The following is a 22,088-nucleotide window of genomic DNA, read 5'->3' on the forward strand; positions in this document are numbered from 1 at the left end:
TTGGCGGGTTTTTTTGTGCCTGCGGTTTGCAGAAGGATGAAAAGAGGTGGCTCAGGCTGCAAGCAAATGGCGATGCTTGCCGACCTGCGTCTGGATCTGTTGACATAGCGTTTGAATATTGGGCTCATCCATTTTCTCACGGGAAATATAGATGCCAACCGTGCCTCTGTTATATTCCTCCGCCATCTCGAGTGGGACGATATCGAATTTTGAGAAGTATTCTCCCATGCTGCCGGGATACGGCATGACCGCATTGCTATTATTCACCAGATCGATGGCGGCCATCAACGAATTGGAGCTGTAAATGATTTTATCATTGAGCTGCATCTCTTCATGCTCTTGCTTTTTGATTGCCATATCCTCGACCAGATGAAGATATTTAGGTTCATCCGTGGTAATCAACAGGCTGGGGTAATAAACCAGATCCTGCTTGCTGCAAATTTTCCCTGAGAGGGGATGTCCAGCTCTGACAAATACGGCATCGCTAGCGGTAAAGAGCGGGATGAATATCAGACTGTAATGTTTATCCAGACCATGGATTTCATGCCCCAAGAACAGGTCGATATGATTGCCCAGAAGCAAGTCCAGCAGTCGCAGATGATTACCGACTTCGATATTGATGGCGCAAGACGGGTTGGCTGCGCGGTAATGCAGGGTGACAGGTTGCAGCACATGCTGCCACCAGGCGTGGCCGGTTCCCACTCTCAGGGGCTGGGCTGCTCGCTCGCGCAGGATGGCGAGTCGTCTGAGGGTGTCATCGTAGATCCGTTGCATCATGCGGGCCTGGGTCAGCAACAACTCGCCGGCTGCCGTCAGCGCCACACCGCCAGCCTGTCTGATGAGCAGGGGCGTACCCAGACTCTCTTCCAGTTTCTTCATGTTGTGGGTCAGCGTTGGCTGGCTCAGCCCCATGTGCCTGGCGGCGAGACTCACGCTTTTGTGGGTCGCGACTTCAATGAATTGTCTGAGGTGTTTGTCCACGGGAAATAACGTACGTTCAGGATCAGGCGGAGCGCCACGCTAGTGCAAGCATGGGTGACTGTCAATCGCCTCCGTGTCGCCGCAACAGTTTTTGTGTGTGTCTCCTCACGTTGTTTTCTATTCGAGTTGACCGGTAACCGAGTTTATTTTGTGAATGGGATCACGCAATACAGCCTGGTTATAGATGATGGCTATCCCGCCATTATGGTCGTCTATGTGTTTTTCAAGGCCTGCTGGTGTAGGCTAGAAAATACAGCTTATGGCTGTCATTAGAATAACGAAATAATAAATAAAGTAACGAAGGGAATATATGAAAATCCATCCATTGGCTTTATCCGTGTCATTGTTGTGCGGCGGAATGCTCTTGTCCGGTTGCAACGATAATAGTTCATCTGCAAGTGATAATACTATTGAGGCGAAAGCCCCCTGGGATTTTGATCTCTATCTGGTCGGGGAGTTCAGCGGTTGGGATCGTGAAGAGAAGTTCAAACTGGTCTTCAAAGATGGAATATATCGATTGGACAACCTGAAGATGAATTCAGGCATGTCACCGTTCAAGGTCGCGGGCCCCGAATGGACGAAATATCCTGACTTTTCTGCCGATAGCCGCAACGAGACCAGTATCTTCCCCGAACAGCGCTATCCCATGTACTACCAGAATAACGGACAGAACAATCGCCTGGTGGTGACCGAAAAAGGGCTACTCGATATTCAGGTCAAGGTGACCAATGCCGATCTGGCTGCCCCCGTCGTCGAATTTACCATGGTGCGTGATGACCCCAATTATGCTGAAAACCTCTATCTGAAGGGCATAGACGGCAATCTCGAACCGCTCTTGCAGATGATCTACCAGGGCGACAAACGCTATGTGGTGGTGGCCAGGCTGGCTCCCGGGGAGCACAAGATTAAGATGGCCTCTGCCCAGGACGGGATCGGCTTTGGTACCAGCGGCACCCTGTCATTGAATGATCCCGCCAGGATGCAGCGCTGTGACAGCAGTTGCCAGCTGGCATCCCTGTCAGTGTCACAGGCGGGATATTACAAGTTTGTCCTCGATGCCAGTGAGGATGAAAAGGCCCCTGTGTTGCTGATCAATGCCGCGACGGACGAGGATCTGCGCTTGATCAATCCTCATGAGGGGCATGAGCTTATCGAGAAGCGGGAATACCAGACCCATATACCCGGGGTCAAGGAGGTTGCCACCTTCTCGGTCAAGCAGGCCGGGGCCGACTATCGCAGCTATGCCCAGTCGACGACCCAGGAGCTGCGGGATCCGGGGGATAGCTTCACCACCTATCAGGAGCAGGCCGATCTGCCCCGGCTACGCTCGGGCAACATGGTGTTTGACGCCTTGTTTACGCTGGCGACACACGAGATGCGGCAAAACAGCGTGTCCCAGGTCAAGGATGGCAGTTACGGCGGCGGTCAGGCGATCCCCTGCGACTGCTTCGAAACGGGAGCCAAGTGGCATTATGTCTGGACGCGGGATCTCTCTTACGCCACCGATCTGGGGCTGGGGGTGCTGGATCCGCAGCGGGCACGTAACTCCCTGCAGTTCAAGCTCTCCGATTTCAGAACCGAGCTGAAGCAGGGCCTCGACGGCCTGATCTCGCAGGGGCGCCAGATCATTCAGGATACGGGCACGGGGGGCAGCTGGCCCATCAGCACCGATCGCATGGGGTGGGCTCTGGCGGCCGAGCAGGTGTTGGCGGCATTGCCCACCGAGGAGCGCAGCGCCTTCCTGCCCGAGGCGTTTGAGGGGCTGCGCAATACCATTGAGAGCGATCGCCTGGCGGCCTTCGATAATGGCGATGGCCTCTATGGCGGGGAGCAATCCTTCCTCGACTGGCGTGACCAGACCTATGCCAAGTGGATCAAGACCGATATCGCCCACATCGGCATGAGCAAGTCCCTCTCCACCAATGTCCTCCACTACCAGGGTCTGATGCTGGCAGCGCACCTGGCCGCCGAGCTGGGCCAGGATGAACTGGTGACTCGCTACAGCCAATGGGCCGCCGCGCTCAAGCAGGCCATCAATCGGGCCTTCTGGCTGGCGGATGAGAAGATGTATGCCAGCATGATCAATACTGCTACGGATCCGAGCCCGGCCTACAAGTTCGATCTGCTGGGGGAGTCCCTTGCCATTCTGGCGGGCATTGCCGATGAGGCGCAGGCCAGGGAGATCGTCAGCCGCTATCCCATTGGGCCTTATGGTGCCCCTGTCTATTTCCCGCAGCAGCCCGATATGCCGGTCTACCATAACCGTGCCATCTGGCCCTTTGTCTCCGCATACGGGCTGAAGGCGGCGGCCAGGGTGCAGAACGTGGCCGTGGCCGATCGCCATGTCGACTCCATGATGCGCGGGGCCGCGCTCAACCTCTCCAACATGGAGAATCTGGAGTGGCTCTCGGGCCAACCCTCTCTGATGGATCTGGCTCAACCCGACTTGACGGGGCCTGTCATCAACTCCCAGCGTCAGCTCTGGTCCGTTGGCGGCTATCTCGGCATGGTGACCAACACCCTGTTTGGCTACAACGTGGAAGAGCAGGGGATCCGTGTCTCGCCCTTTGTCACCAGTCACCTGCACAGGCTGATGGGCGCCAGGCCCGAAGCCGTGCTCAAGGGGCTGAATTACCGTGGCAAGCAGATCGAGATCAAGCTGCTGCTCCCGGATGTCGGGGAGGAGGGCAGTTACTACCCGGTGCGCGGCATCATGCTCAACGGTGCCCCCGTGGGGGAGTTGATCAGCGAGGATATGCTGGCTGCCAGCAACCAGATCGAGGTCCAGTTGGGGGCCGGCATTGCCGATGAACAGGGGATCCGCCTGATCGAGGACGTGGCACCGCTGGACGTGGAAAACCGCAAGGTATTCGCACCGACCGAGCCCACCCTGCTGGGAGTGACCGAGCAAGCTGGCAAGCTGGTCGTCACATGGCAGGACAGCGTCAATAAAGGGGCGCTCAGCTACAACCTGTATCGCGATGGCAAGCTGGTCGCCAAGGGACTCGAGACGGCGGGGGAGTGGGTCGACGACCTGCTGTTGCAACCTGGCATGGCCTATTGCTACAGCGCGGAGGCCATCTATCCCGAGTCCGGTAACCGCTCCCATCATGCCAAGCCGGTGTGCTACCAGCCAGAGACCCGGCGCATCGCGGTCGATGCCGTCGCGGTGTCGCATACCGGCACCCTCACGGCGGCCGATGCGGCCATCTCCATGCCTTATCTGAAAGATTGGGGCCGCCCGGAGGATACCGTCCTGGTGCGCAATGTCACACTGGATGGTCAGCGCGCCATTCGCCTGCAGTACAGCAATGCCCAGCACGCCATCAATCTGGGGGTGACCAACGGGGTGAAGCGGATATCCGTGCTCAGCAAGGGCCAGGTGGTCGCAGGCGGCACTGTGCAGATGCCCCATGTGATGAAGGAGGGGGAGATCAAACCGCTGCGAGACTCGACCTCTGTCATCGTGAACGTGCCGGCAGGGCAGTACGACATCCTGGTGAGCGACTTCTATAACATGAGCTATCTGAAGGCGAACGATACCTACAATGATGCCGGCGGGCGGGGCGGGCCGGTCAACCTGATCGATCTGGCCAGCATCACTGTCTCGGCTCGTTAAACCAACTCAGCGGACAAGTCGGGCTTGTGGCCCGCAACTTGTCCCGCTGATGAGCGCTTGCAAGCCCTGCCACTCAGGCAGGGCTTTGCTGTATTGGCGGTGGCTCAGCCCAAGCCTGGAAAGTGCCCTGACTGTTGCGAGGAGAAGGTGCCACTGCTGCGGCCGCAGCGGAAATGACAAGGCCCCGTCAACATCCGTTGGCGGGGCCTGGTCATTGGGGGATTCAATACCGGCTCTGGCTTAGAGCGCCGGCAGCAGCCCCATGCTGACGCTCACCTGCACCCCGACGATCAGCACGCCCATGGCGCCGGCCAGGCCCAGGGCCAGCACGCCACCCGGGGCGCGGTAGTGGTGCGTCTCGGCCTGCTTGCGGCTCTGCCACACCAGGGCCACCGGCAGCAGTACCGCCAGTATCGCCAGCGCAATGGCGGCGTAGCCGAGCGCCATGATGAAGCCCTGCGGGAAGTAGAGGGCAAACAGCAGGGGCGGCACGAAGGTGATGAGGCCGGTCTGGGTGCGACCCTGCCAGTTGTCCTTGCGACGGGTCACCTTGGCCATGAAGTCAAACAGACCCAGGGTCACCCCGAGGAAGGAGGTGGCCAGCGCCAGATCGGCAAACAGGTGCATGGCCTGGTTGAAGGCGGGCCAGCTCACCAGCTTGCCGACGTTAGCCAGCAGGGTGTCCAGCGCGCCACCGCTCTGGAGCAGGGCCTGTTGACCCAGCAGACCCAGGATGGCGACCTGCCACAGCACGTAGAGAATGAGCGGCAGGGCGGATCCCCACACGAAGACCCGGCGCAGCTGCTTGGGGCAGTCCCCCAGGTAGAGCATTACGCTCGGGATGGAGCCGTGAAAACCGAACGAGGTGAAGATGACCGGCAGACCCGCCAGCAACAGCCCCTGACCCAGCGGCAGGGAGAGCAGGTGCTGCCCTTCGGTGCGCGGCAACAGCAGCGCCAGCACCGCCACCATGATCACCAGCTTGACGGTGAACATCAGCCGGTTGAGGTAATCCACCTGCTTGGTGCCGACACAGACCATGCCGCCAAACAGCAGGGTAAAGGCCCAGGCCGCCTGCTCCTGACTGAGGGGCAGGCCGGCATCGGCCAGCGCCTGGGCCAGCAGGCTGCTGCCACCGCTGATGTAGGCGGAGGCCAGCGAGTAGAACAGCATCAGAATGCAGAAGGAGGCGATGCGCTTGCCCCAGGGGCCGAGCAGGTGATCCGCCAGCTGGTGCAGGTACCACTTGCCGGTGCTGAGGCTGGCTTCCACCTGCAGCATGGCGGTAAAGGCCATCAGGGCCCAGAGGCCGATCATCAGCAGCAGGGTGGCGGGGCCGCCGAGCGACGAAGAGGCCAGCGGCAGGGCCAGCATGCCGGCGCCTATGGTGGTGCCGGCAATCAACAGGGTACATCCCAGGGTTTTGGTGTTCATGGTGTCCATCTGAATCGAGAAACTGCGCGGTGCACAGCAGGCATATGAGGTGTTGGCAAGGCGCCTCCGGGGTCGAGACCGGAGGCTAGCAATATCGGAGTGAACCCATCGTTACGAAAAACCTGTGGTTGTAAAAGTTGGTTGCCAAGTTAACGGATCAAAATGGTGGAAACAAGCCTGAAAAAGCGGATTTTGTACTGGGTTGGCAGAATATGTGGAAATAAATGATGACAGATATGGTTTTGGGGTGGTGAAAAAACGCGCCGCTGCGAGGGAGGCCGCAGCGGCGCGCCATGGAGAGGGGATCAGCGGCGGCGTTTGAGGGTGCGGCTCACATAGTGGAGGCCGCACTGGTATTCGCCGCCAATCGCCTTGAGGGCCAGCTCCAGCGCCTGGCTGGCGAGGGCATCGTGCTGCTGGGGCAGGGAGTTGATGCCGAAGGGGAGGAAATCGAGCAGGCGATCATCGCCGAAGGTGGCCATGGCGAGCCGGCTCATGTCGGTCTCCTGCTCAAGCAGATAGTCGAGCACCCCCTCCATCAGGATGTAGGAGGTGGCGACCAGTGCCTGGGGCAGCTGGCCGAGCTGCTGATGCAGCGCCTTGATCAGGCGATAGCCTTCGGCGCGGGAGAAATGGGCCCCTTCACACAGATGGCAAGCAGTGCTGTGGCTGGCAACAGCCTGCTCGAAGCCGGCTTTGCGTTCACGGCTGATCGTGAGCGCCGGCAGTGCGGTGATCAAGGCGATGTGCGTGATTGCTGGCGAGAGCAGGGAGGCGGTGAGATCAAAGCTCGCCTTCTGGTTTTCGCTGGCGACGGTGACGAACTTGTCGGTCGCCATGGCCCGGTCGATGGCGAGCACCTGGATGCCGCGCGTCTGCAGGCCGAGGTAGAAGGGATCTTCCGGCGGCAGGCAACTGGCCACCAGCAGCGCATCCACGTGGCGGCTGGCCAGCATCTCGGCCAGTTCCTTCTCGGTGGCGGGGTCATCTTCCGAGCAGACGATCAGCAGCTGATAACCCTGTACCCGCGCCCCTTGCTCCAGCCGTTTGGCGAGCTTGGCGTAACTGGCGTTCTCGAGGTCGGGCAGGATAAAGCCCAGGGTTCTGGTCTGGCCACCACGCAGAGAGGCGGCGCGGCTGTCCGGCTGGTAGTTGTGGGCGGTGACCACCGCCATCACCTTGTCGCGGGTGGCCTGGCTGATGCGGTATTGGTCGGCCTTGCCATTGATCACATAGCTGGCCGTGGTGCGCGAGACACCGGCGAGGGCGGCGATTTCATCCAGTTTCATCATATTGGCTCTGTTTGAGTTGCAAGGCCCACGGGCACTACCTGGTGAGGGCACCGAAAAGTGTGCGCGGGATCATATCATTGAAAAGCACTCTTTGTGGGTACTTGATCAATTCGCTGAAACGATTCAGTCTGAGTCTAAGTGAAACGATTCAGCTTGTCAGCAGACAATCGATGGCCGGGCATAAAAACCCGGCATGGCTCCCGAAGGGATGCAATCCGGTCTATTGTCAGCAGGCGAGTGGCACGAATGGTTATGTTTGATGCGCCGGTACGGTCAGGCCGCCCGGCACCTGATGGAGAATCTCTATGTTGAAGTTGGCGCGACAGCAGATCCTGCTGGGGCAGTCGGTGGCGACCAAGGCCGAAGCCATTGCTCTGTTGGCAGGCAAACTGACCGAAGCCGGTCTGGTGGAGGCGGGGTACGTGGAGGGCATGCTGGCCCGCGAAGCGCAGCACGCCACCTACCTTGGCAGCGGTATCGCCATTCCCCACGGCACCACTGACACCCGGCATCTGGTGAAGAGCACCGGCGTCATGGTGGCCCAGTTCCCCAATGGCATCGAATGGGATGAGGGGCAGATCGCCTACGTCGCCATCGGCATCGCCGCCAAATCTGACGAACATCTGGGCATTTTGCGCCAGCTCACCCACGTGCTGGGTGACGAGCAGGCGGCAGCCCAGCTCAAAGAGGCCACCGATGCCGACACCATCATCAATATCCTGACCGGTGCCACGGCGCCCAAAGAGGTGCAGTTCCTGGCCCTGGCCGACTTCCCGGCAGACGATCGCGATCAGCTGCTGCTGGGCGCCGCCGCCCGCGCCAAATCCGCCGGCTGGGGCGATGCCGCCATGGTGAGCGACCTGCTGGCAAGTGAACCCGCCTACCTGGGCGAGGGGATCTGGCTGGCCCGCGCGCAAGCGGCCCAGACTGGCTGGGTGCTGGCCACCCCGAGCAGCGAACTGCGCGTTGGTGATCTGCCGGTCAGCGCCCTGCTGCTGCTGTGCGCCGCAGATAGCGGCCATCTGGCGCAACTCGACAACCTGGCCAAGCTGGCTGCTGCCGGTCAGATCGCCACCTTGGCTGGTAGCGAGGGGCTGGCCATGCTCCAAGCGGGCCCGGCGAGCGGTCTTAGTGAAACCTTCACCATCATCAACCCCCACGGGTTGCACGCCCGTCCGGGCGCCATGCTGGTCAAGGTGGCCAAGGAGTATGAATCCGACATTCGGGTGGCGAACCTGGATGGCAGCGGCGAGGCGGTCTCCGCCAAGAGCCTGATGAAGGTGATCGGCCTTGGCGTCAAGTGTGGCCATCGTCTGGCGTTTCGCGCCGAAGGGGCTGACGCCGAAGCGGCCCTCAAGGGCATAGGCGCCGCCATTGCGGCCGGGCTGGGCGAGGGGGCACACTGATGGACATAGTGACCATCACCCTCAACCCGGCGCTCGATCTCACCGCCCGTCTGGAGGCGATGAGCCTGGGCGAGGTGAACCTGGTGAACGAGGCCAACCTGCGTGCGGCGGGCAAGGGCATCAACGTGGCCATGGTGCTCAAGGACTTGGGCCGCGACGTAGGCGTCACCGGCTGGCTTGGCGCCGATAACCAGCAGAGCTTCGTCTCCCTGTTTACGGAGCGTGCTCTGGCCGATCACTTCGTGCGCGTGGCGGGCAGCACCCGCATCAACGTCAAGATCTCCGAGCAATCCGGCCGGGTCACCGATCTCAATCTGCCGGGGCTCACCATCCACCAAGGAGAAGTGAGCGCGCTGGAGCAGGCCATCGACGAACTGGCAGCGCACGCCGACTGGTTTGTGCTGGCGGGCAGCCTGCCCAAAGGGGTGGCCCCCGATTACTGCGCCCATCTGATCCGCCTGCTCAAGGCCAAAGGCAAGCAGGTGATCTTCGATTGCAGCGGCGCGGCCTTAAGCGAAGGGATCAAGGCGGCGCCGACCCTGGTCAAACCCAATCTGGAGGAGCTCGGCCAGTGGGCCGGCCGCCCCATCAAGACCCTGAGCGAGCAGGCTGAGTGTGCCCGCGCGCTGCAGGCCAGCGGGATCCCCAACGTGGTGATCTCCAATGGCGCCGACGGCCTCATCTGGTTTGCACCCGATGCCGTCTGGCAGGCCATTCCGCCGCGCATGCAGGTGGTCAGCACGGTCGGTGCCGGCGACTCCCTGGTGGCAGGTCTCGCCCATGGCCTCAGCCTCGGCTGGACGCCGGAGCAGACCCTGCGCCTCGCCACCGCCGTCTCGGCGCTGGCGGTCAGCCAGGTGGCGGTCGGCTTTAACGATATCAAGGTCCTCGACCCCTTGCTCGAGCAGGTGCGCGTACAGCGTCTGGATGCGCTGGCACCGGTTCAATGCCATACCCCCTCAATGGAAAACTCAGGAGATGCCCAATGAAAGCAATCTTGGTTACGGCTTGCCCGGCGGGCATTGCCACCAGCTTTCTCGCTGCAAAACGGATAGAACAGCAGGCCAAACTGGCAGGCTGGGAGCTCACTCTCGACGTCGGCTCCAGCGTGCAGCCCCGCCAGGTACCAAGCAAGGAGCAGATTGCCGCCGCCGAGCTGGTGCTGGTTGTCGCCAGCGCCCCGGTAGATCTCGCCGCCTATGATGGCAAGCGTGTCTATCAGGGCAGCATGGATCTTGCCCTGCAGGATCCGGCAGCCTTGCTGGAAGCCGCCGCCAGCGGCGCCAGCCTCTATCGCCATCAAGCTGCGCCCGCAGCTACCAAACCGGCCGCCGCTGGCAAGCGTATCGTGGCGGTGACCGCCTGCCCGACCGGGGTGGCTCACACCTTTATGTCGGCAGAAGCGCTGGAGACCATGGCCAAACAGCTGGGTCATCAGATCCGCGTCGAGACTCAAGGCTCGGTCGGTGCCCAGAACGCCCTGACTGCCGAGGAGATTGCCGCCGCCGATCTGGTGTTCCTCGCCACTGACATCGAGGTGGATATGGCCCGTTTCGACGGCAAGCCGGTCTATCGCACCAGCACGGGGGCGGCGCTCAAGAAAACCCGTGCCGAGCTCGACAAGGCGTGGAACGAGGCGAAAACCTATCGCCACAGCGGCGCCAGCCAACCCAAGAAAGAGGAGAAAGCGGGCCCCTACAAGCATCTGCTGACCGGGGTCTCCTTCATGCTGCCCATGGTGGTGGCGGGCGGCCTCATCATCGCGCTCTCGTTCGTGTTCGGGATCGAGGCGTTCAAGGTGGAAGGCACCCTGGCCGCCGCCCTGATGAAGATCGGTGGCGGCTCCGCCTTCGCCCTGATGATCCCGGTGCTGGCCGGCTACATTGCCTACTCCATCGCTGACCGTCCGGGTCTCGCCCCCGGCATGATCGGCGGCATGCTGGCAAGCTCGCTGGGTGCCGGTTTCCTTGGCGGCATCGTGGCCGGTTTCCTGGCCGGTTACAGCGCCAAGTACCTGAGCGACAAGGTGCGTCTGCCGGTGACCCTGGAAGCACTCAAGCCCATCCTGATCATTCCGCTGTTTGCCAGCCTGTTTACCGGCTTGGTGATGATCTACGTGGTGGGCGGCCCGGTGGCCGGCATCATGAATGCCATGACCGAGTTCCTCAACAACATGGGTTCTGCCAACGCCGTGCTGCTGGGTGTCATCATCGGCGCCATGATGTGCTTTGACATGGGTGGCCCGGTCAACAAGGCGGCCTACGCCTTCGGGGTCGGCTTGCTGGCCTCCAAGACCTACGCCCCCATGGCAGCCGTGATGGCCGCCGGCATGGTGCCGGCACTGGGGATGGGGATTGCCACCTTCCTGGCCCGCACCAAGTTCATCAAGGCGGAGCAGGAAGCGGGCAAGGCCTCCTTTGTGCTGGGTCTGTGCTTCATCTCCGAGGGGGCCATCCCGTTTGCCGCCAAGGATCCGATGCGCGTCATCCCGGCCTGCATGGCGGGCGGCGCCCTGACCGGTGCGCTCTCCATGTTGTTCGGCTGCGAGCTGATGGCACCCCACGGCGGTCTGTTCGTGCTGTTTATCCCGAACGCCATCAGCAACGTCATGATGTATATCGTGGCCATTGCGGCAGGATCGCTGCTGACCGGGGTGGCTTACGCCATGCTCAAACGCGGTGAAGAGCAGGCCAAGCTGGCCACGGCATAAGCCTTGCCATCCGGCAACATCTCATAGTGTCATAAAAGAAAAGCGGCCTGCGGGCCGCTTTTTTATGTTTGTCGTGAAAGAAGGAGGGGGAGAAACTAGAAATCCCAACCCGGTTGCTCTTGCGGTTCGTTCTGGGCTGCCTCCAGCGCTTTGCGGCGGGCCGCCTCCACCCGCGCCTTGCGGCCCCGGCACAGGCGCATCACCTCCTGCTGCTGAGCCGGGGTCATGGTAAGCCAGTTGAAGCGCTCTTCGCGGCTGCGCAGGCACCCCTTGCAGTAGCCCTTGTTGTTCACTTCACAGACCCCGATGCAGGGGCTCTGCAGCGGGAAGATCTCGAGCTGTTCCATCCATGGCCCCTCACACCTTGTTACCTTGTTATAACCCAGAAGATCCCCTTTGGAGAAATCCGTCGTCGCAGGCTTGAAGGCGTTTGCTTTCCCCCTGCAAATTTGGCATCTTCCCCGCCGAACATGACGCTTGGTGTTATATGAGGACATATGAATAAACACGCGTACTGGCTGACCGCCGCTGTGCTGGGGTTGGCCGGTTGTGCGGGCAACTCTGAGCAAGCCCAGGTGCCCAAAAACAAACCCGATGCCAGATGTTTTCTCAACTGCGAGGTGCCGGAAAATCTGGGCAAGCAGTATCTGGACGGCATGCTGCCCGACGATCTGGTGCGGGTTGAGCGCGTCAACAGTCGCGCCCGCGCCGACTACAGCAAGTTCGGCCCCCAGAGCCGGCTGGTGCTGGAGCGCTCCGGCAAGATGACCCGCCGCTATGGCGAACTCTATCACCAGCTCTCCCGCTGGGTGGCCAATGGCGGCGATCCCGCTCAGATCACCCGTTATGGCATCAGTCTGGCCCAGCTGGGGGGCTCGGATCGGATGGGGAACGTACTCTTCACCGGTTACTACTCGCCGGTGCTGGAGGTGCGCCACCGCCCGGATGCGAAATACAAGTACCCCATCTACGCCATGCCCAACTGCGGCAGCCGTTGTCCGACCCGGGCCCAGATCCATCAGGGGGCGCTGGCCAACCGCGGGCTGGAGCTTGGCTACAGCAAGTCTCTTATCGACAACTTCCTGATGGACGTGCAGGGCTCGGGCTTTGTTCACTATGGTGATGACGACAGGCTGCAGTATCTGGGTTACAGCGGCAAGAACGGTCACGGCTATGTGAGCATAGGCCGGGTGCTGATCGACCGCGGCGAGGTGCCCAGGGAGCAGATGTCCATGAAGGCCATCAAGGAGTGGGCAAACCGTCAGCCGGAGGAGAGCGTCAAGGAGCTGGTGGAGCAGAACCCCTCCTATGTCTTCTTCGAGCGTCGCCCCACCAACGATGTGATCGGGGCCGCCGGTATTCCGCTGCTGCCCATGGCGGCGGTGGCCGCCGACAAGACCCTGCTGCCGATGGGCACGCCGATCTTGGCGGAGGTACCGCTGCTGGACAAAGAGGGCAACTGGACCGGCAAGCATCAGCTGCGGCTGTTGATTGCGCTGGATGTGGGCGGGGCGGTGAAGAAGGGCCACCTCGACCTCTACCACGGCATGGGCGAGAAGGCCGGTGTCGCGGCCGGTCACTACAAGCACTTTGGCCGGGTCTGGAAGCTGGGCCTGCACCATGGGCCGACCGCCGCGCCCTGGCTGTAATGCCTTGTGGGAGCGGGTGGCGCATCAGCCAGCAGCCCATGAGGCATAAAGATGGATGTAAAAAAGCCGCCGGAGCAATCCGGCGGCTTTTTGTTTGGCGAGACGAGCTTGGACATATCAAGGGAGGGCGGTCTTAGCCCTTCTTGATGTCGAGCCGGATGGCCCCCACCGGCTTGCAGCAGCAGGGCAGGCACTCACCCTGGGAGACAAAGGCGAGCGGCACGGCGGCATAGTGCACCTTGCCTGCCAGCAGCGGCGTACGGCAGGCGCCGCAATAGCCGCTGCGGCACTGGAACTCCACGTGATGACCGTGACGCTCCAGGGTCTCCAGCACGCTCTCGCCGGGGTGGGCGTGCAGCACGCCATCCCGGGTGTGTACCTGCGGTGCGCCCGTCTCGCTCTTGGCGGGGGCGGCGTGCAGGGGCTCGGTCAGCGTGCCGGTGGCGTCACTCACAGCTCGAAATCACCCAGGTCTTCGGCGTTCACTTCGCTGTCGATCTGACCCACCAGGTAGGAACTCACTTCCACTTCCTGCGGGGCGACCTGCACGTTGTCGGAGGAGAGCCAGGTGTTGATCCAGGGGATCGGGTTCTGCTTGGCGCCGGCAAAGGCCGGCTGCAGGCCAACGGCGGCCATCCGCAGGTTGGTGATGTACTCCACGTACTGGCAGAGGATGTCCTTGTTAAGGCCGATCATGGAGCCGTCCTGGAACAGGTACTCGGCCCACTCCTTCTCCTGGATGGCGGCTTCCTTGAACAGATCGAAGCAGGCCTGCTCGCACTCGCGGGCGATCTCGGCCATCTCGGGGTCGTCCTGGCCGCTGCGCATCAGGTTCAGCATGTGCTGGGTGCCGGTCAGGTGCAGTGCTTCGTCGCGGGCGATCATCTTGATGATCTTGGCGTTGCCCTCCATCAGCTCGCGCTCGGCGAAGGCGAAGGAGCAGGCGAAGCTGACGTAGAAGCGGATCGCTTCCAGTGCGTTGACGCTCATCAGGCACAGATAGAGCTTCTTCTTGAGCTCGCGCAAGGTGATGGTCACCTCGCGGCCGGCCACCTGATGGGTACCTTCACCGTGCAGGTGGTAGAGTGCGGTCGCCTCGATCAGATCGTCGTAGAAGTGGCTGATGGAGCCGGCGCGCTTCAGGATCTGCTCGTTGGTGACGATGTCGTCGAACACCTGGGCGGGGGTGTTGACGATGTTGCGGATGATATGGGTGTAGGAGCGCGAGTGGATGGTCTCCGAGAAGGCCCAGGTCTCGATCCAGGTTTCCAGCTCCGGAATGGAGACCAGCGGCAGCAGCGCCACGTTGGGGCTGCGGCCCTGAATGGAATCCAGCAGGGTCTGGTACTTCAGGTTGGAGATGAAGATGTGCTGCTCGTGGGGCGGCAGGGCCTGGAAGTCGATGCGGTCGTGGGAGACGTCCACCTCTTCCGGGCGCCAGAAGAAGGAGAGCTGCTTCTCGATCAGGCGCTCGAACACTTCGTGTTTTTGCTGGTCATAACGGGCCACGTTGACCGACTGGCCGAAGAACATCGGCTCCTTGAGCTGGTCGTTTTGGGTCTGGCAGAAAGTTGAATAGGCCATGGTTGTCGAATATCGCGAAGTAGGGGAAACAGGAGGGCGGGAGCTTGTCGCTCCCGCCCGGTTCATCAGATCTTGCAGGCGCCGCCGGCACAACCGTCATCTTGCAGATCGGTCTGGGCATCGTCCGCACCATCACGGGTGTTGTGATAGTACAGGGTCTTGAGGCCGTATTTGTAGGCGGTCAGCAAGTCCTTGAGCAGCTGCTTCATCGGTACCTTGTTGCCTTCGAAACGGGCGGGATCATAGTTGGTGTTGGCGGAGATCGCCTGATCCACGAACTTCTGCATGATACCGACCAGCTGCAGGTAACCATCGACGCTCGGTTGCTTCCAGAGCAGTTCGTATTGATCCTTCAGACGGTCATACTCGGGCACCACCTGCTTGAGGATGCCGTCCTTGGAGGCCTTGACAGAGACCAGGCCGCGCGGCGGCTCGATGCCGTTGGTGGCGTTGGAGATCTGGCTGGAGGTCTCGCTCGGCATCAGGGCAGTCAGGGTAGAGTTGCGCAGACCCACGGTGCGGATCTCTTCGCGCAGCGCTTCCCAGTCCAGGTGCAGCGGCTCGTTGCACAGGTTGTCCAGATCCTTTTTATAGGTATCGATGGGCAGGATCCCCTGGGCATAGGTGGTTTCGTTGAAGGCCGGGCAGGGGCCGAACTCGCGGGCCAGCTGCACGGAGGCCTTCAACAGGTAGTACTGGATCGCCTCGAAGGTGCGGTGAGTCAGCGCCAGACCAGAACCGTCGGAGTAGCGGGCACCGTTCTTCGCCAGGTAGTAGGCGTAGTTGATGACGCCGATCCCCAGGGTGCGACGGTTCATGCTGCCCTTCTTGGCGGCCTTGAGCGGGTAGTCCTGATAGTCGAGCAGGGCATCCAGGGCGCGCACGGCCAGCTCGGCCATCTCTTCCAGATCTTCCAGCTTCTCGATGGCGCCCAGGTTGAAGGCAGAGAGAGTGCACAGGGCGATCTCGCCATCCTCGTCATCCACGTTGTTGAGCGGCTTGGTAGGCAGTGCAATCTCGAGGCAGAGGTTGGACTGACGCACCGGCGCCACGCTCGGATCGAACGGGCTGTGGGTGTTGCAGTGGTCCACGTTCTGGATGTAGATGCGACCGGTGCCGGCGCGCTCCTGCATCATCAGGGAGAAGAGATCCACCGCCTTGAGGGTCTTCTTGCGAATGCTCGGATCCTGCTCGTACTTGACGTAGAGCTCTTCGAACTTGTCCTGATCTGCGAAGAAGGCATCGTACAGACCCGGCGCATCGGACGGGGAGAACAAGGTGATGTCGCCACCCTTGATCAGGCGCTGGTACATCAGCTTGTTGATCTGCACGCCGTAGTCCATGTGGCGGACCCGGTTCTCTTCCACGCCGCGGTTGTTCTTCAGTACCAGCAGGCTCTCCACCTCGGTGTGCCACAGCGGGTAGAACAGGGTGGCCGCCCCGCCGCGCACGCCGCCCTGGGAGCAGCACTTCACCGCAGTCTGGAAGTACTTGTAGAAGGGGATGCAACCGGTGTGGAACGCTTCACCGCCACGGATGGGGCTGCCAAGACCACGAATGCGACCGGCGTTGATGCCGATGCCGGCGCGCTGGGACACGTAACGCACGATGGCGCTGGCGGTGGCATTGATGGAATCCAGGCTGTCATCGCACTCGATCAGCACGCAGGAGCTGAACTGACGGGTCGGGGTACGCACGCCGCTCATGATCGGAGTCGGCAGCGAGATCTTGAAGGTCGAGACCGCATCATAGAAACGCTTGATGTAGTCCAGACGGGTATCTTTCGGATACTTGGAGAAGAGGCAGGCCGCTACCAGGATGTAGAGGAACTGCGGGCTCTCGTAAATTTCGCCGGTGACGCGGTTCTGGACCAGGTACTTGCCTTCCAGCTGCTTGACCGCGGCGTAGGAGAAGTCCATGTCGCGCCAGTGGTCGAGGTGGGCGTTCAGCTCCTCGAACTCGGCCTGGCTGTAGTCTTCCAGCAGGTGCTTGTCGTACTTGCCCATGTCCACCAGCTTGGCGACGTGCTGGTAGAGGTGGGGCGGCTCGAACTGGCCGTAGGCCTTCTTGCGCAGGTGGAAGATGGCCAGACGGGCGGCCATGTACTGGTAGTCCGGGCTTTGCTCGGAGATCAGATCAGCAGCGGCCTTGATGACGGTTTCGTGGATATCGGCGGTACGGATGCCGTCATAGAACTGGATGTGGGACTTGAGTTCCACCTGGGAGACCGACACGTTGTCGAGACCCTCGGCGGCCCAGTCCAGCACGCGGTGAATTTTATCCAGATCGATGGGTTCTTTGTGGCCGTTACGCTTCGTCACAAACAAGTTCATTGGCTGATGACCTTTAGTTGATTCCCGAAAAACCATCGCACGGCGTTGGCCTCCGGCCCGGGCAGGGCGATGGAGGTGGGTACCTATTGTGCGATGAATCACAAGATATAGTGTTATTTTGAATTCGAGCTACAAGATAGTGAGGTCTGCCCGGCTTTGCAATCTGTGGATAAGGCAATTGCTGTGGATAAATTGTGGGTGTTGTCGATGGAGTTAGTGGACGCTCACAGCGAACGGGTTTTCATCCGTCCGATCCGGTAAATGCAAGTCTGATGATCGAACATGGAAAATTTAAATAACTTTTTTTGCTTGCGAAAACGGGGTGTTTTTACTAGCAAATTCAGCCTGATTATCCCTTGTGCAGCAAGGGTCAAAAGGTGTCCGATCCCGCTGCCGCACTGCTTGTCAAACCGGCAAAACGGGGGATCAATTGCCGATCCTCCGTTTTGCTGCGCGAGTGACCAGATGGGCGTCATTTTCACCGCTCAGTTCAAGGGATGGTCGCAAAGCTGCGTCTGATATCCATCTCTTGTGTTATCCACCTGCTGCGTTATCCAAGAGAACCCAGGCGTGGAGCTCCCCCTGATCATCCACTTCTATATGTATCCACGGCAGCCTTGCCTGACTGCTCAGGCGGGCAAGGCTTAATCCAGCTCGTAGCGCAGCCAGTGATGCAGGGCCTGCACGGTATCAAAGTGAAGATCGGCGCCCCACTGGGCGGGATCCTCGTCGTCATTGAGGTAACCCCAGCCGGCGACGGCGGTACGCATGCCGGCGTTGCGGCCGGCCTCGATGTCGCGCACATGATCCCCCACATAGAGGCAGTGAGCTGCTTCGACCCCCAGCTGCTCGCAGGCAAAGAACATGGGGGCGGGGTCGGGCTTGCGCACAGGCAGGGTGTCGGCGCTGACGGTGACGCCGCAACTGGCAAGCGCCGGCAGGGCCGCCAGCAGCGGCTCGGTGAGAAAGCCCGGCTTGTTGGTGACGATGCCCCAGGGCAGCTTTTTCTCGTCGAGCCACTCGATGAGATCCACCATGCCTTCATAGGGGTGGGTGCCGACACAGAGGTTGGCCGCGTAGTAGTCGAGCAGGGCGGTACGAAGGCGGGTGGCGCCAAGCTCTTCCAGCAATTCGTCGCCAAGGCCGGCCCTGAGCAGCCCGAGCGCCCCGTGGGAGGTGGTCTGACGGATGATGTCGTCAGAGAGGGGGGCGAAGCCCTCGCTTATCAGCACGTGGTTGACGGCGGCCCCCAGATCGGGGGCGGTGTCGAGCAGGGTGCCGTCCAGATCGAACAGCACGCAGCCAAGGGGCGCAGCAGAGTGAGTCGTCATCAGCCTTGCTCCGGGCGCTCGAACGCCACCATGTAGTTGACGTCGACGTTGCGACCGAGCTTGAAGCTGTTGGAGAGCGGCGCATAGTGCACCCCGCTCATGTCCCGTACCAGCAGGCCTGCCGCCTCACCCATGCGACACAGTTCGGCGGGGGTGATGAACTTCTTGTGGTCGTGGGTACCCTTGGGCACCATCTTCATCAGGTACTCGGCGCCGAGGATCATCATCAGATAGGCTTTCGGGTTGCGGTTGATGGTGGAGACGAACACCTTGCCGCCCGGGCGCACCAGGGTGGCGATGGCGCGCAGCACGGAGGCGGGATCCGGCACGTGCTCCAGCATCTCCATGCAGGTGACCACGTCGTACTGGCCGGGGGCCTCATCGGCGTGGGCTTCGGCGGTGATCTGGCGATACTCGAGCTCCACGCCCGCCTCGAGGGCATGGAGGCGGGCGACCCCGAGGGGCTCCTTGCCCATGTCGATGCCGGTGACCTTGGCACCCCGGCGGGCCATGCTCTCGGCGAGAATGCCGCCGCCGCAGCCGATGTCGAGGATGCGCTTGCCGAACAGGCCACCGCTCTTGTCGGTGATCCAGTCAAGGCGCACCGGGTTTATCTGATGCAGTGGCTTGAACTCTCCCTCCATGTCCCACCAGCGGGAGGCGATGGCTTCGAATTTGGCAATTTCTGTCAGATCGACATTGGCATCACTGTGCATTTTTTGATGATCCTGTGGCAAGGGCGCGCAGGCTGGGTGGGGCGCGCGCAATCTGTTGTCCTGGCGGGCATTATAACGGACGGACTTTGTCACACCAGCCCGACTTGTTACCGGATTTGTGGCTTAAGGTATTTGGCTCAGTGTGTTACCATGTCGCGCTGTTTAAGCCAAAGAACAACTAATTAGGGATTAAGGCTTTCTATGAGCGATCTGGCCAGAGAGATCACGCCGGTCAACATCGAAGAAGAGCTCAAGAGTTCCTATCTTGATTACGCCATGAGCGTGATCGTAGGACGAGCTCTGCCGGATGTGCGTGATGGCTTGAAACCGGTTCACCGCCGCGTTCTGTATGCAATGAACGAGCTGGGGAACGACTGGAACAAGCCCTATAAAAAATCGGCCCGTGTGGTCGGTGACGTAATCGGTAAATATCACCCGCACGGCGACATTGCCGTGTATGACACCATCGTTCGCATGGCGCAGGATTTCTCCATGCGTTACATGCTGGTCGATGGTCAGGGCAACTTCGGTTCGGTCGACGGCGACAGCGCCGCCGCCATGCGTTACACCGAAGTGCGGATGGCCCGCATCTCCCACGAGTTGCTGGCCGATCTGGACAAAGAGACCGTGGACTGGGTGCCGAACTATGACGGCACCGAGATGATCCCGGCTGTCATGCCCACCAAGGTTCCCAACCTGCTGGTCAACGGCTCCTCCGGTATTGCGGTGGGCATGGCGACCAACATTCCGCCTCACAACCTCACCGAGATAGTCAACGGCTGTCTGGCGTTGATCGAGAACGGCGACCTCACCATCGACGAGCTGATGACCTACATCACCGGCCCGGATTTCCCCACCGGTGGCATCATCAACGGTCGTTCCGGCATCGTGCAGGCGTACCGTACCGGTCGTGGCTCCGTCTATGTGCGTGCCAAGGCCGAAGTGGAGGTGGACGAGAAGACCAGTCGCGAGACCATCATCGTTCACGAGATCCCCTATCAGGTGAACAAGGCTCGTCTGATCGAGAAAATCGCCGAGCTGGTCAAAGAGAAGAAGATCGAGGGCATCAGTGCCCTGCGCGATGAGTCCGACAAGGACGGCATGCGCATCGTTATCGAGATCAAGCGCGGCGAGTCCGGCGAGATTGTGCTGAACAATCTCTACAAGCACACCCAGATGCAGACCACGTTCGGCATCAACATGGTGGCGCTCGATAACAACCAGCCCAAGGTGATGAACCTCAAAGAGATCCTGGATGCGTTCCTGCTGCACCGCCGTGAAGTGGTGACCCGCCGGACCGTGTTCGAACTGCGCAAGGCGCGGGATCGGGCTCACATCCTGGAAGGTCTGGCGGTGGCGCTGGCCAACATCGACCCGGTCATCGAACTCATTCGCCACAGCGCGACCCCGGCCGATGCGAAAGCGGGCCTGGTTGCCCGCGGCTGGGAGCTCGGCAACGTGGCCTCCATGCTGGAGAAAGCCGGTGACGACGCGGCCCGCCCCGAGTGGCTGGAACCCGAGTTCGGCATCCGCGAAGGTCACTACTACCTGACCGAGCAGCAGGCCCAGGCCATCCTTGACCTGCGTCTGCACAAGCTGACCGGCCTCGAGCACGAGAAGATCCTGGAAGAGTACCAATCTCTGCTGGATCTCATCGCCGAGCTGCTGTTCATCCTGGCGAGCCCGGTACGGTTGATGGAAGTGATCCGTGACGAACTGCTGGCCGTGCGCGAGCAGTACGGCGACGAGCGTCGTACCGAAATCAGCATGTCCAGTGCCGAGATCAACATCGAAGATCTGATCACCCCGGAAGACGTGGTCGTGACCTTGTCTCACCAGGGTTACGTGAAGTATCAGCCGCTCTCCGACTACGAGGCCCAGCGCCGCGGTGGTCGTGGCAAGTCGGCCACCCGGATCAAGGAAGAGGACTTTGTGGAGCGTCTGCTGGTGGCCAACACCCACGACACCATTCTGTGCTTCTCCACCCGTGGCAAGGTCTACTGGCTCAAGGTGTATCAGCTGCCGGAGGCGTCCCGTGGCGCCCGCGGTCGTCCGATCATCAACCTGCTGCCGCTGGATGAGGGTGAGCGCATCACCGCCATCCTGCCGGTTAAAGAATATGACGCCGACAAGTATGTCTTCTTCGCCACCGCCAACGGTACCGTGAAGAAGACCAGCCTGTCCGATTTCAGCCGTCCGCTCTCCTCCGGCATCCGCGCCATCAACCTCAAAGAGGGTGATGAGCTGATCGGGGTGGACATCACCGATGGCAGCAACGAGATCATGCTGTTCTCCGATGCGGGCAAGGTTGTTCGCTTCGCGGAAGGCAGCGGTCGCGCTGATGCCGATGCCACTGACGAAGTCGACACCGGCAACGACGATGATGGCAGCGACAACGGCGAAGGCACCGAAAGCAAGGGCACCTTCAAGGGCGTACGTCCCATGGGTCGTACTGCTGCCGGTGTGCGCGGCATCAAGCTGGGCGCCGGTGACAAGGTGGTGTCTCTCATCGTGCCCCGTGGCGACGGGGCCATCCTCACCGCTACCGAGAACGGTTACGGCAAGCGTACCGCGCTGGATGAGTACCCGACCAAGAGCCGTGGTACCCAGGGTGTCATCTCCATCAAGGTGGACGAGCGCAACGGCAAGGTGATCGATGCGATCCAGGTCGAAGATACCGACCAGATCATGCTGATCACCAACGGCGGTACCCTGGTACGTACCCGGGTGTCCGAGGTGAGCGTCATCGGCCGCAACACCGGCGGTGTGCGTCTGATCCGTACCGGTGAAGACGAAACCGTGGTCGGCCTGCAGCGTGTTGCCGAGAGCGACGAAGAGGAAACCGAGGCACTGGCCGTCGAGGGTGAGGTGTCTGAAGGCACCGATACCGCCGCAGACACCGGTGCTGTCGATGCAGGGGAGGCGGGCGACGAGTAATCGTTCCCCCTTTTCCCGATACGAAAGAGCGACCTTCGGGTCGCTCTTTTTTTATGCCCGCCGTTAGCTGCCCCAGCCAGGCTGCCGCCAGAGCGG

The 22,088-nt window shown here is 61.1% G+C and carries 15 protein-coding genes; 6 read left to right on the forward strand and 9 right to left on the reverse strand.

The annotated features are described in order from the left end of the window. Positions 1-51: 51 nt before the first annotated feature. Positions 52-981, reverse strand: coding sequence for a LysR family transcriptional regulator (locus tag AB5Y81_RS01740; protein WP_123246099.1), 930 nt, complete (start codon positions 979-981; stop codon positions 52-54). 517 nt (positions 982-1,498) lie between these two features. On the opposite strand from AB5Y81_RS01740, the gene AB5Y81_RS01745 reads away from it, so the two are divergent. Continuing rightward, positions 1,499-4,600 carry a hypothetical protein gene (locus AB5Y81_RS01745; RefSeq protein ID WP_341536311.1) on the forward strand — a complete coding sequence of 1,034 codons (3,102 nt, stop codon included), beginning with the start codon at positions 1,499-1,501 and terminating at the stop codon, positions 4,598-4,600. 240 nt (positions 4,601-4,840) lie between these two features. On the opposite strand, the gene AB5Y81_RS01750 is transcribed toward AB5Y81_RS01745, so the two are convergent. Both AB5Y81_RS01750 and cra read right to left on the reverse strand, forming a co-directional pair. Continuing rightward, positions 4,841-6,034, reverse strand: coding sequence for an aromatic amino acid transport family protein (locus AB5Y81_RS01750; protein ID WP_054544950.1), 1,194 nt, complete (start codon positions 6,032-6,034; stop codon positions 4,841-4,843). Positions 6,035-6,339: 305 nt separating this feature from the next. Beyond that, the gene (gene cra, locus AB5Y81_RS01755) at positions 6,340-7,326 is read right to left on the reverse strand and encodes a catabolite repressor/activator (protein WP_279484383.1); all 987 of its coding nucleotides are present in this window, start codon (positions 7,324-7,326) and stop codon (positions 6,340-6,342) included. 305 nt (positions 7,327-7,631) lie between these two features. On the opposite strand from cra, the gene fruB reads away from it, so the two are divergent. Genes fruB through fruA form a run of 3 tightly spaced genes read left to right on the forward strand, consistent with a single transcriptional unit; the run spans position 7,632 to position 11,442 of the window. Continuing rightward, positions 7,632-8,732, forward strand: a complete 1,101-nt coding sequence (gene fruB / locus AB5Y81_RS01760; protein WP_279484382.1) for a fused PTS fructose transporter subunit IIA/HPr protein — start codon at positions 7,632-7,634, stop codon at positions 8,730-8,732. After that, positions 8,732-9,721 carry a 1-phosphofructokinase gene (gene pfkB, locus AB5Y81_RS01765; protein WP_279484381.1) on the forward strand — a complete coding sequence of 330 codons (990 nt, stop codon included), beginning with the start codon at positions 8,732-8,734 and terminating at the stop codon, positions 9,719-9,721. The genes fruB and pfkB overlap by 1 nt, the downstream gene beginning before the upstream one ends. Further along, on the forward strand, positions 9,718-11,442 hold the full coding sequence (gene fruA / locus AB5Y81_RS01770) for a PTS fructose transporter subunit IIBC (protein ID WP_279484380.1): 1,725 nt from the start codon (positions 9,718-9,720) through the stop codon (positions 11,440-11,442). Before pfkB ends, fruA begins: the two co-directional genes overlap by 4 nt. A gap of 95 nt (positions 11,443-11,537) precedes the next feature. Here fruA and AB5Y81_RS01775 read toward each other — a convergent pair whose 3' ends face one another. Next, complete coding sequence (locus tag AB5Y81_RS01775; protein ID WP_017780135.1) at positions 11,538-11,789, reverse strand: DUF1289 domain-containing protein; 252 nt, start codon at positions 11,787-11,789, stop codon at positions 11,538-11,540. A 150-nt stretch (positions 11,790-11,939) separates the two neighbouring features. Here AB5Y81_RS01775 and mltA point away from each other — a divergent pair, with 150 nt between their 5' ends. Continuing rightward, the gene (gene mltA / locus AB5Y81_RS01780) at positions 11,940-13,091 is read left to right on the forward strand and encodes a murein transglycosylase A (RefSeq protein WP_094698142.1); all 1,152 of its coding nucleotides are present in this window, start codon (positions 11,940-11,942) and stop codon (positions 13,089-13,091) included. A gap of 133 nt (positions 13,092-13,224) precedes the next feature. On the opposite strand, the gene yfaE is transcribed toward mltA, so the two are convergent. From yfaE to ubiG, 5 genes are all read right to left on the reverse strand, one after another. Further along, entirely contained in the window at positions 13,225-13,545 is a 321-nt protein-coding gene (gene yfaE, locus AB5Y81_RS01785) for a class I ribonucleotide reductase maintenance protein YfaE (protein WP_017764551.1), read from the reverse strand. Further along, positions 13,542-14,675 (reverse strand): class Ia ribonucleoside-diphosphate reductase subunit beta, encoded by a 1,134-nt coding sequence (gene nrdB / locus AB5Y81_RS01790; RefSeq protein ID WP_010634046.1) that lies wholly within the window; start codon positions 14,673-14,675, stop codon positions 13,542-13,544. The genes yfaE and nrdB overlap by 4 nt, the downstream gene beginning before the upstream one ends. A 65-nt stretch (positions 14,676-14,740) precedes the next feature. After that, complete coding sequence (gene nrdA / locus AB5Y81_RS01795) at positions 14,741-17,008, reverse strand: class 1a ribonucleoside-diphosphate reductase subunit alpha (protein ID WP_026139081.1); 2,268 nt, start codon at positions 17,006-17,008, stop codon at positions 14,741-14,743. Between the two features lie 644 nt (positions 17,009-17,652). Continuing rightward, the gene (locus tag AB5Y81_RS01800; RefSeq protein WP_279484378.1) at positions 17,653-18,339 is read right to left on the reverse strand and encodes an HAD-IA family hydrolase; all 687 of its coding nucleotides are present in this window, start codon (positions 18,337-18,339) and stop codon (positions 17,653-17,655) included. Continuing rightward, on the reverse strand, positions 18,339-19,055 hold the full coding sequence (ubiG, locus tag AB5Y81_RS01805) for a bifunctional 2-polyprenyl-6-hydroxyphenol methylase/3-demethylubiquinol 3-O-methyltransferase UbiG (protein WP_016350657.1): 717 nt from the start codon (positions 19,053-19,055) through the stop codon (positions 18,339-18,341). The genes AB5Y81_RS01800 and ubiG overlap by 1 nt, the downstream gene beginning before the upstream one ends. Positions 19,056-19,256: 201 nt before the next feature. On the opposite strand from ubiG, the gene gyrA reads away from it, so the two are divergent. Next, entirely contained in the window at positions 19,257-21,992 is a 2,736-nt protein-coding gene (gyrA, locus tag AB5Y81_RS01810; protein WP_279484377.1) for a DNA topoisomerase (ATP-hydrolyzing) subunit A, read from the forward strand. The last annotated feature ends 96 nt before the right edge of the window (positions 21,993-22,088 follow it).

This window comes from Aeromonas sp. s2, assembly GCF_040907935.1.
Classification (GTDB): Bacteria; Pseudomonadota; Gammaproteobacteria; order Enterobacterales; family Aeromonadaceae; genus Aeromonas; species Aeromonas dhakensis.

Bases quoted from the DNA above. Each gene is read 5' to 3' on its own strand.
- AB5Y81_RS01750 (WP_054544950.1), bottom strand. From the start codon at position 6,034: ATGAACACCAAAACCCTGGGATGTACCCTGTTGATTGCCGGCACCACC.
- cra (WP_279484383.1), bottom strand. From the start codon at position 7,326: ATGATGAAACTGGATGAAATCGCCGCCCTCGCCGGTGTCTCGCGCACC.
- fruB (WP_279484382.1), top strand. From the start codon at position 7,632: ATGTTGAAGTTGGCGCGACAGCAGATCCTGCTGGGGCAGTCGGTGGCG.
- pfkB (WP_279484381.1), top strand. From the start codon at position 8,732: ATGGACATAGTGACCATCACCCTCAACCCGGCGCTCGATCTCACCGCC.
- fruA (WP_279484380.1), top strand. From the start codon at position 9,718: ATGAAAGCAATCTTGGTTACGGCTTGCCCGGCGGGCATTGCCACCAGC.
- AB5Y81_RS01775 (WP_017780135.1), bottom strand. From the start codon at position 11,789: ATGGAACAGCTCGAGATCTTCCCGCTGCAGAGCCCCTGCATCGGGGTC.
- mltA (WP_094698142.1), top strand. From the start codon at position 11,940: ATGAATAAACACGCGTACTGGCTGACCGCCGCTGTGCTGGGGTTGGCC.
- nrdB (WP_010634046.1), bottom strand. From the start codon at position 14,675: ATGGCCTATTCAACTTTCTGCCAGACCCAAAACGACCAGCTCAAGGAG.
- nrdA (WP_026139081.1), bottom strand. From the start codon at position 17,008: ATGAACTTGTTTGTGACGAAGCGTAACGGCCACAAAGAACCCATCGAT.
- AB5Y81_RS01800 (WP_279484378.1), bottom strand. From the start codon at position 18,339: ATGACGACTCACTCTGCTGCGCCCCTTGGCTGCGTGCTGTTCGATCTG.
- ubiG (WP_016350657.1), bottom strand. From the start codon at position 19,055: ATGCACAGTGATGCCAATGTCGATCTGACAGAAATTGCCAAATTCGAA.
- gyrA (WP_279484377.1), top strand. From the start codon at position 19,257: ATGAGCGATCTGGCCAGAGAGATCACGCCGGTCAACATCGAAGAAGAG.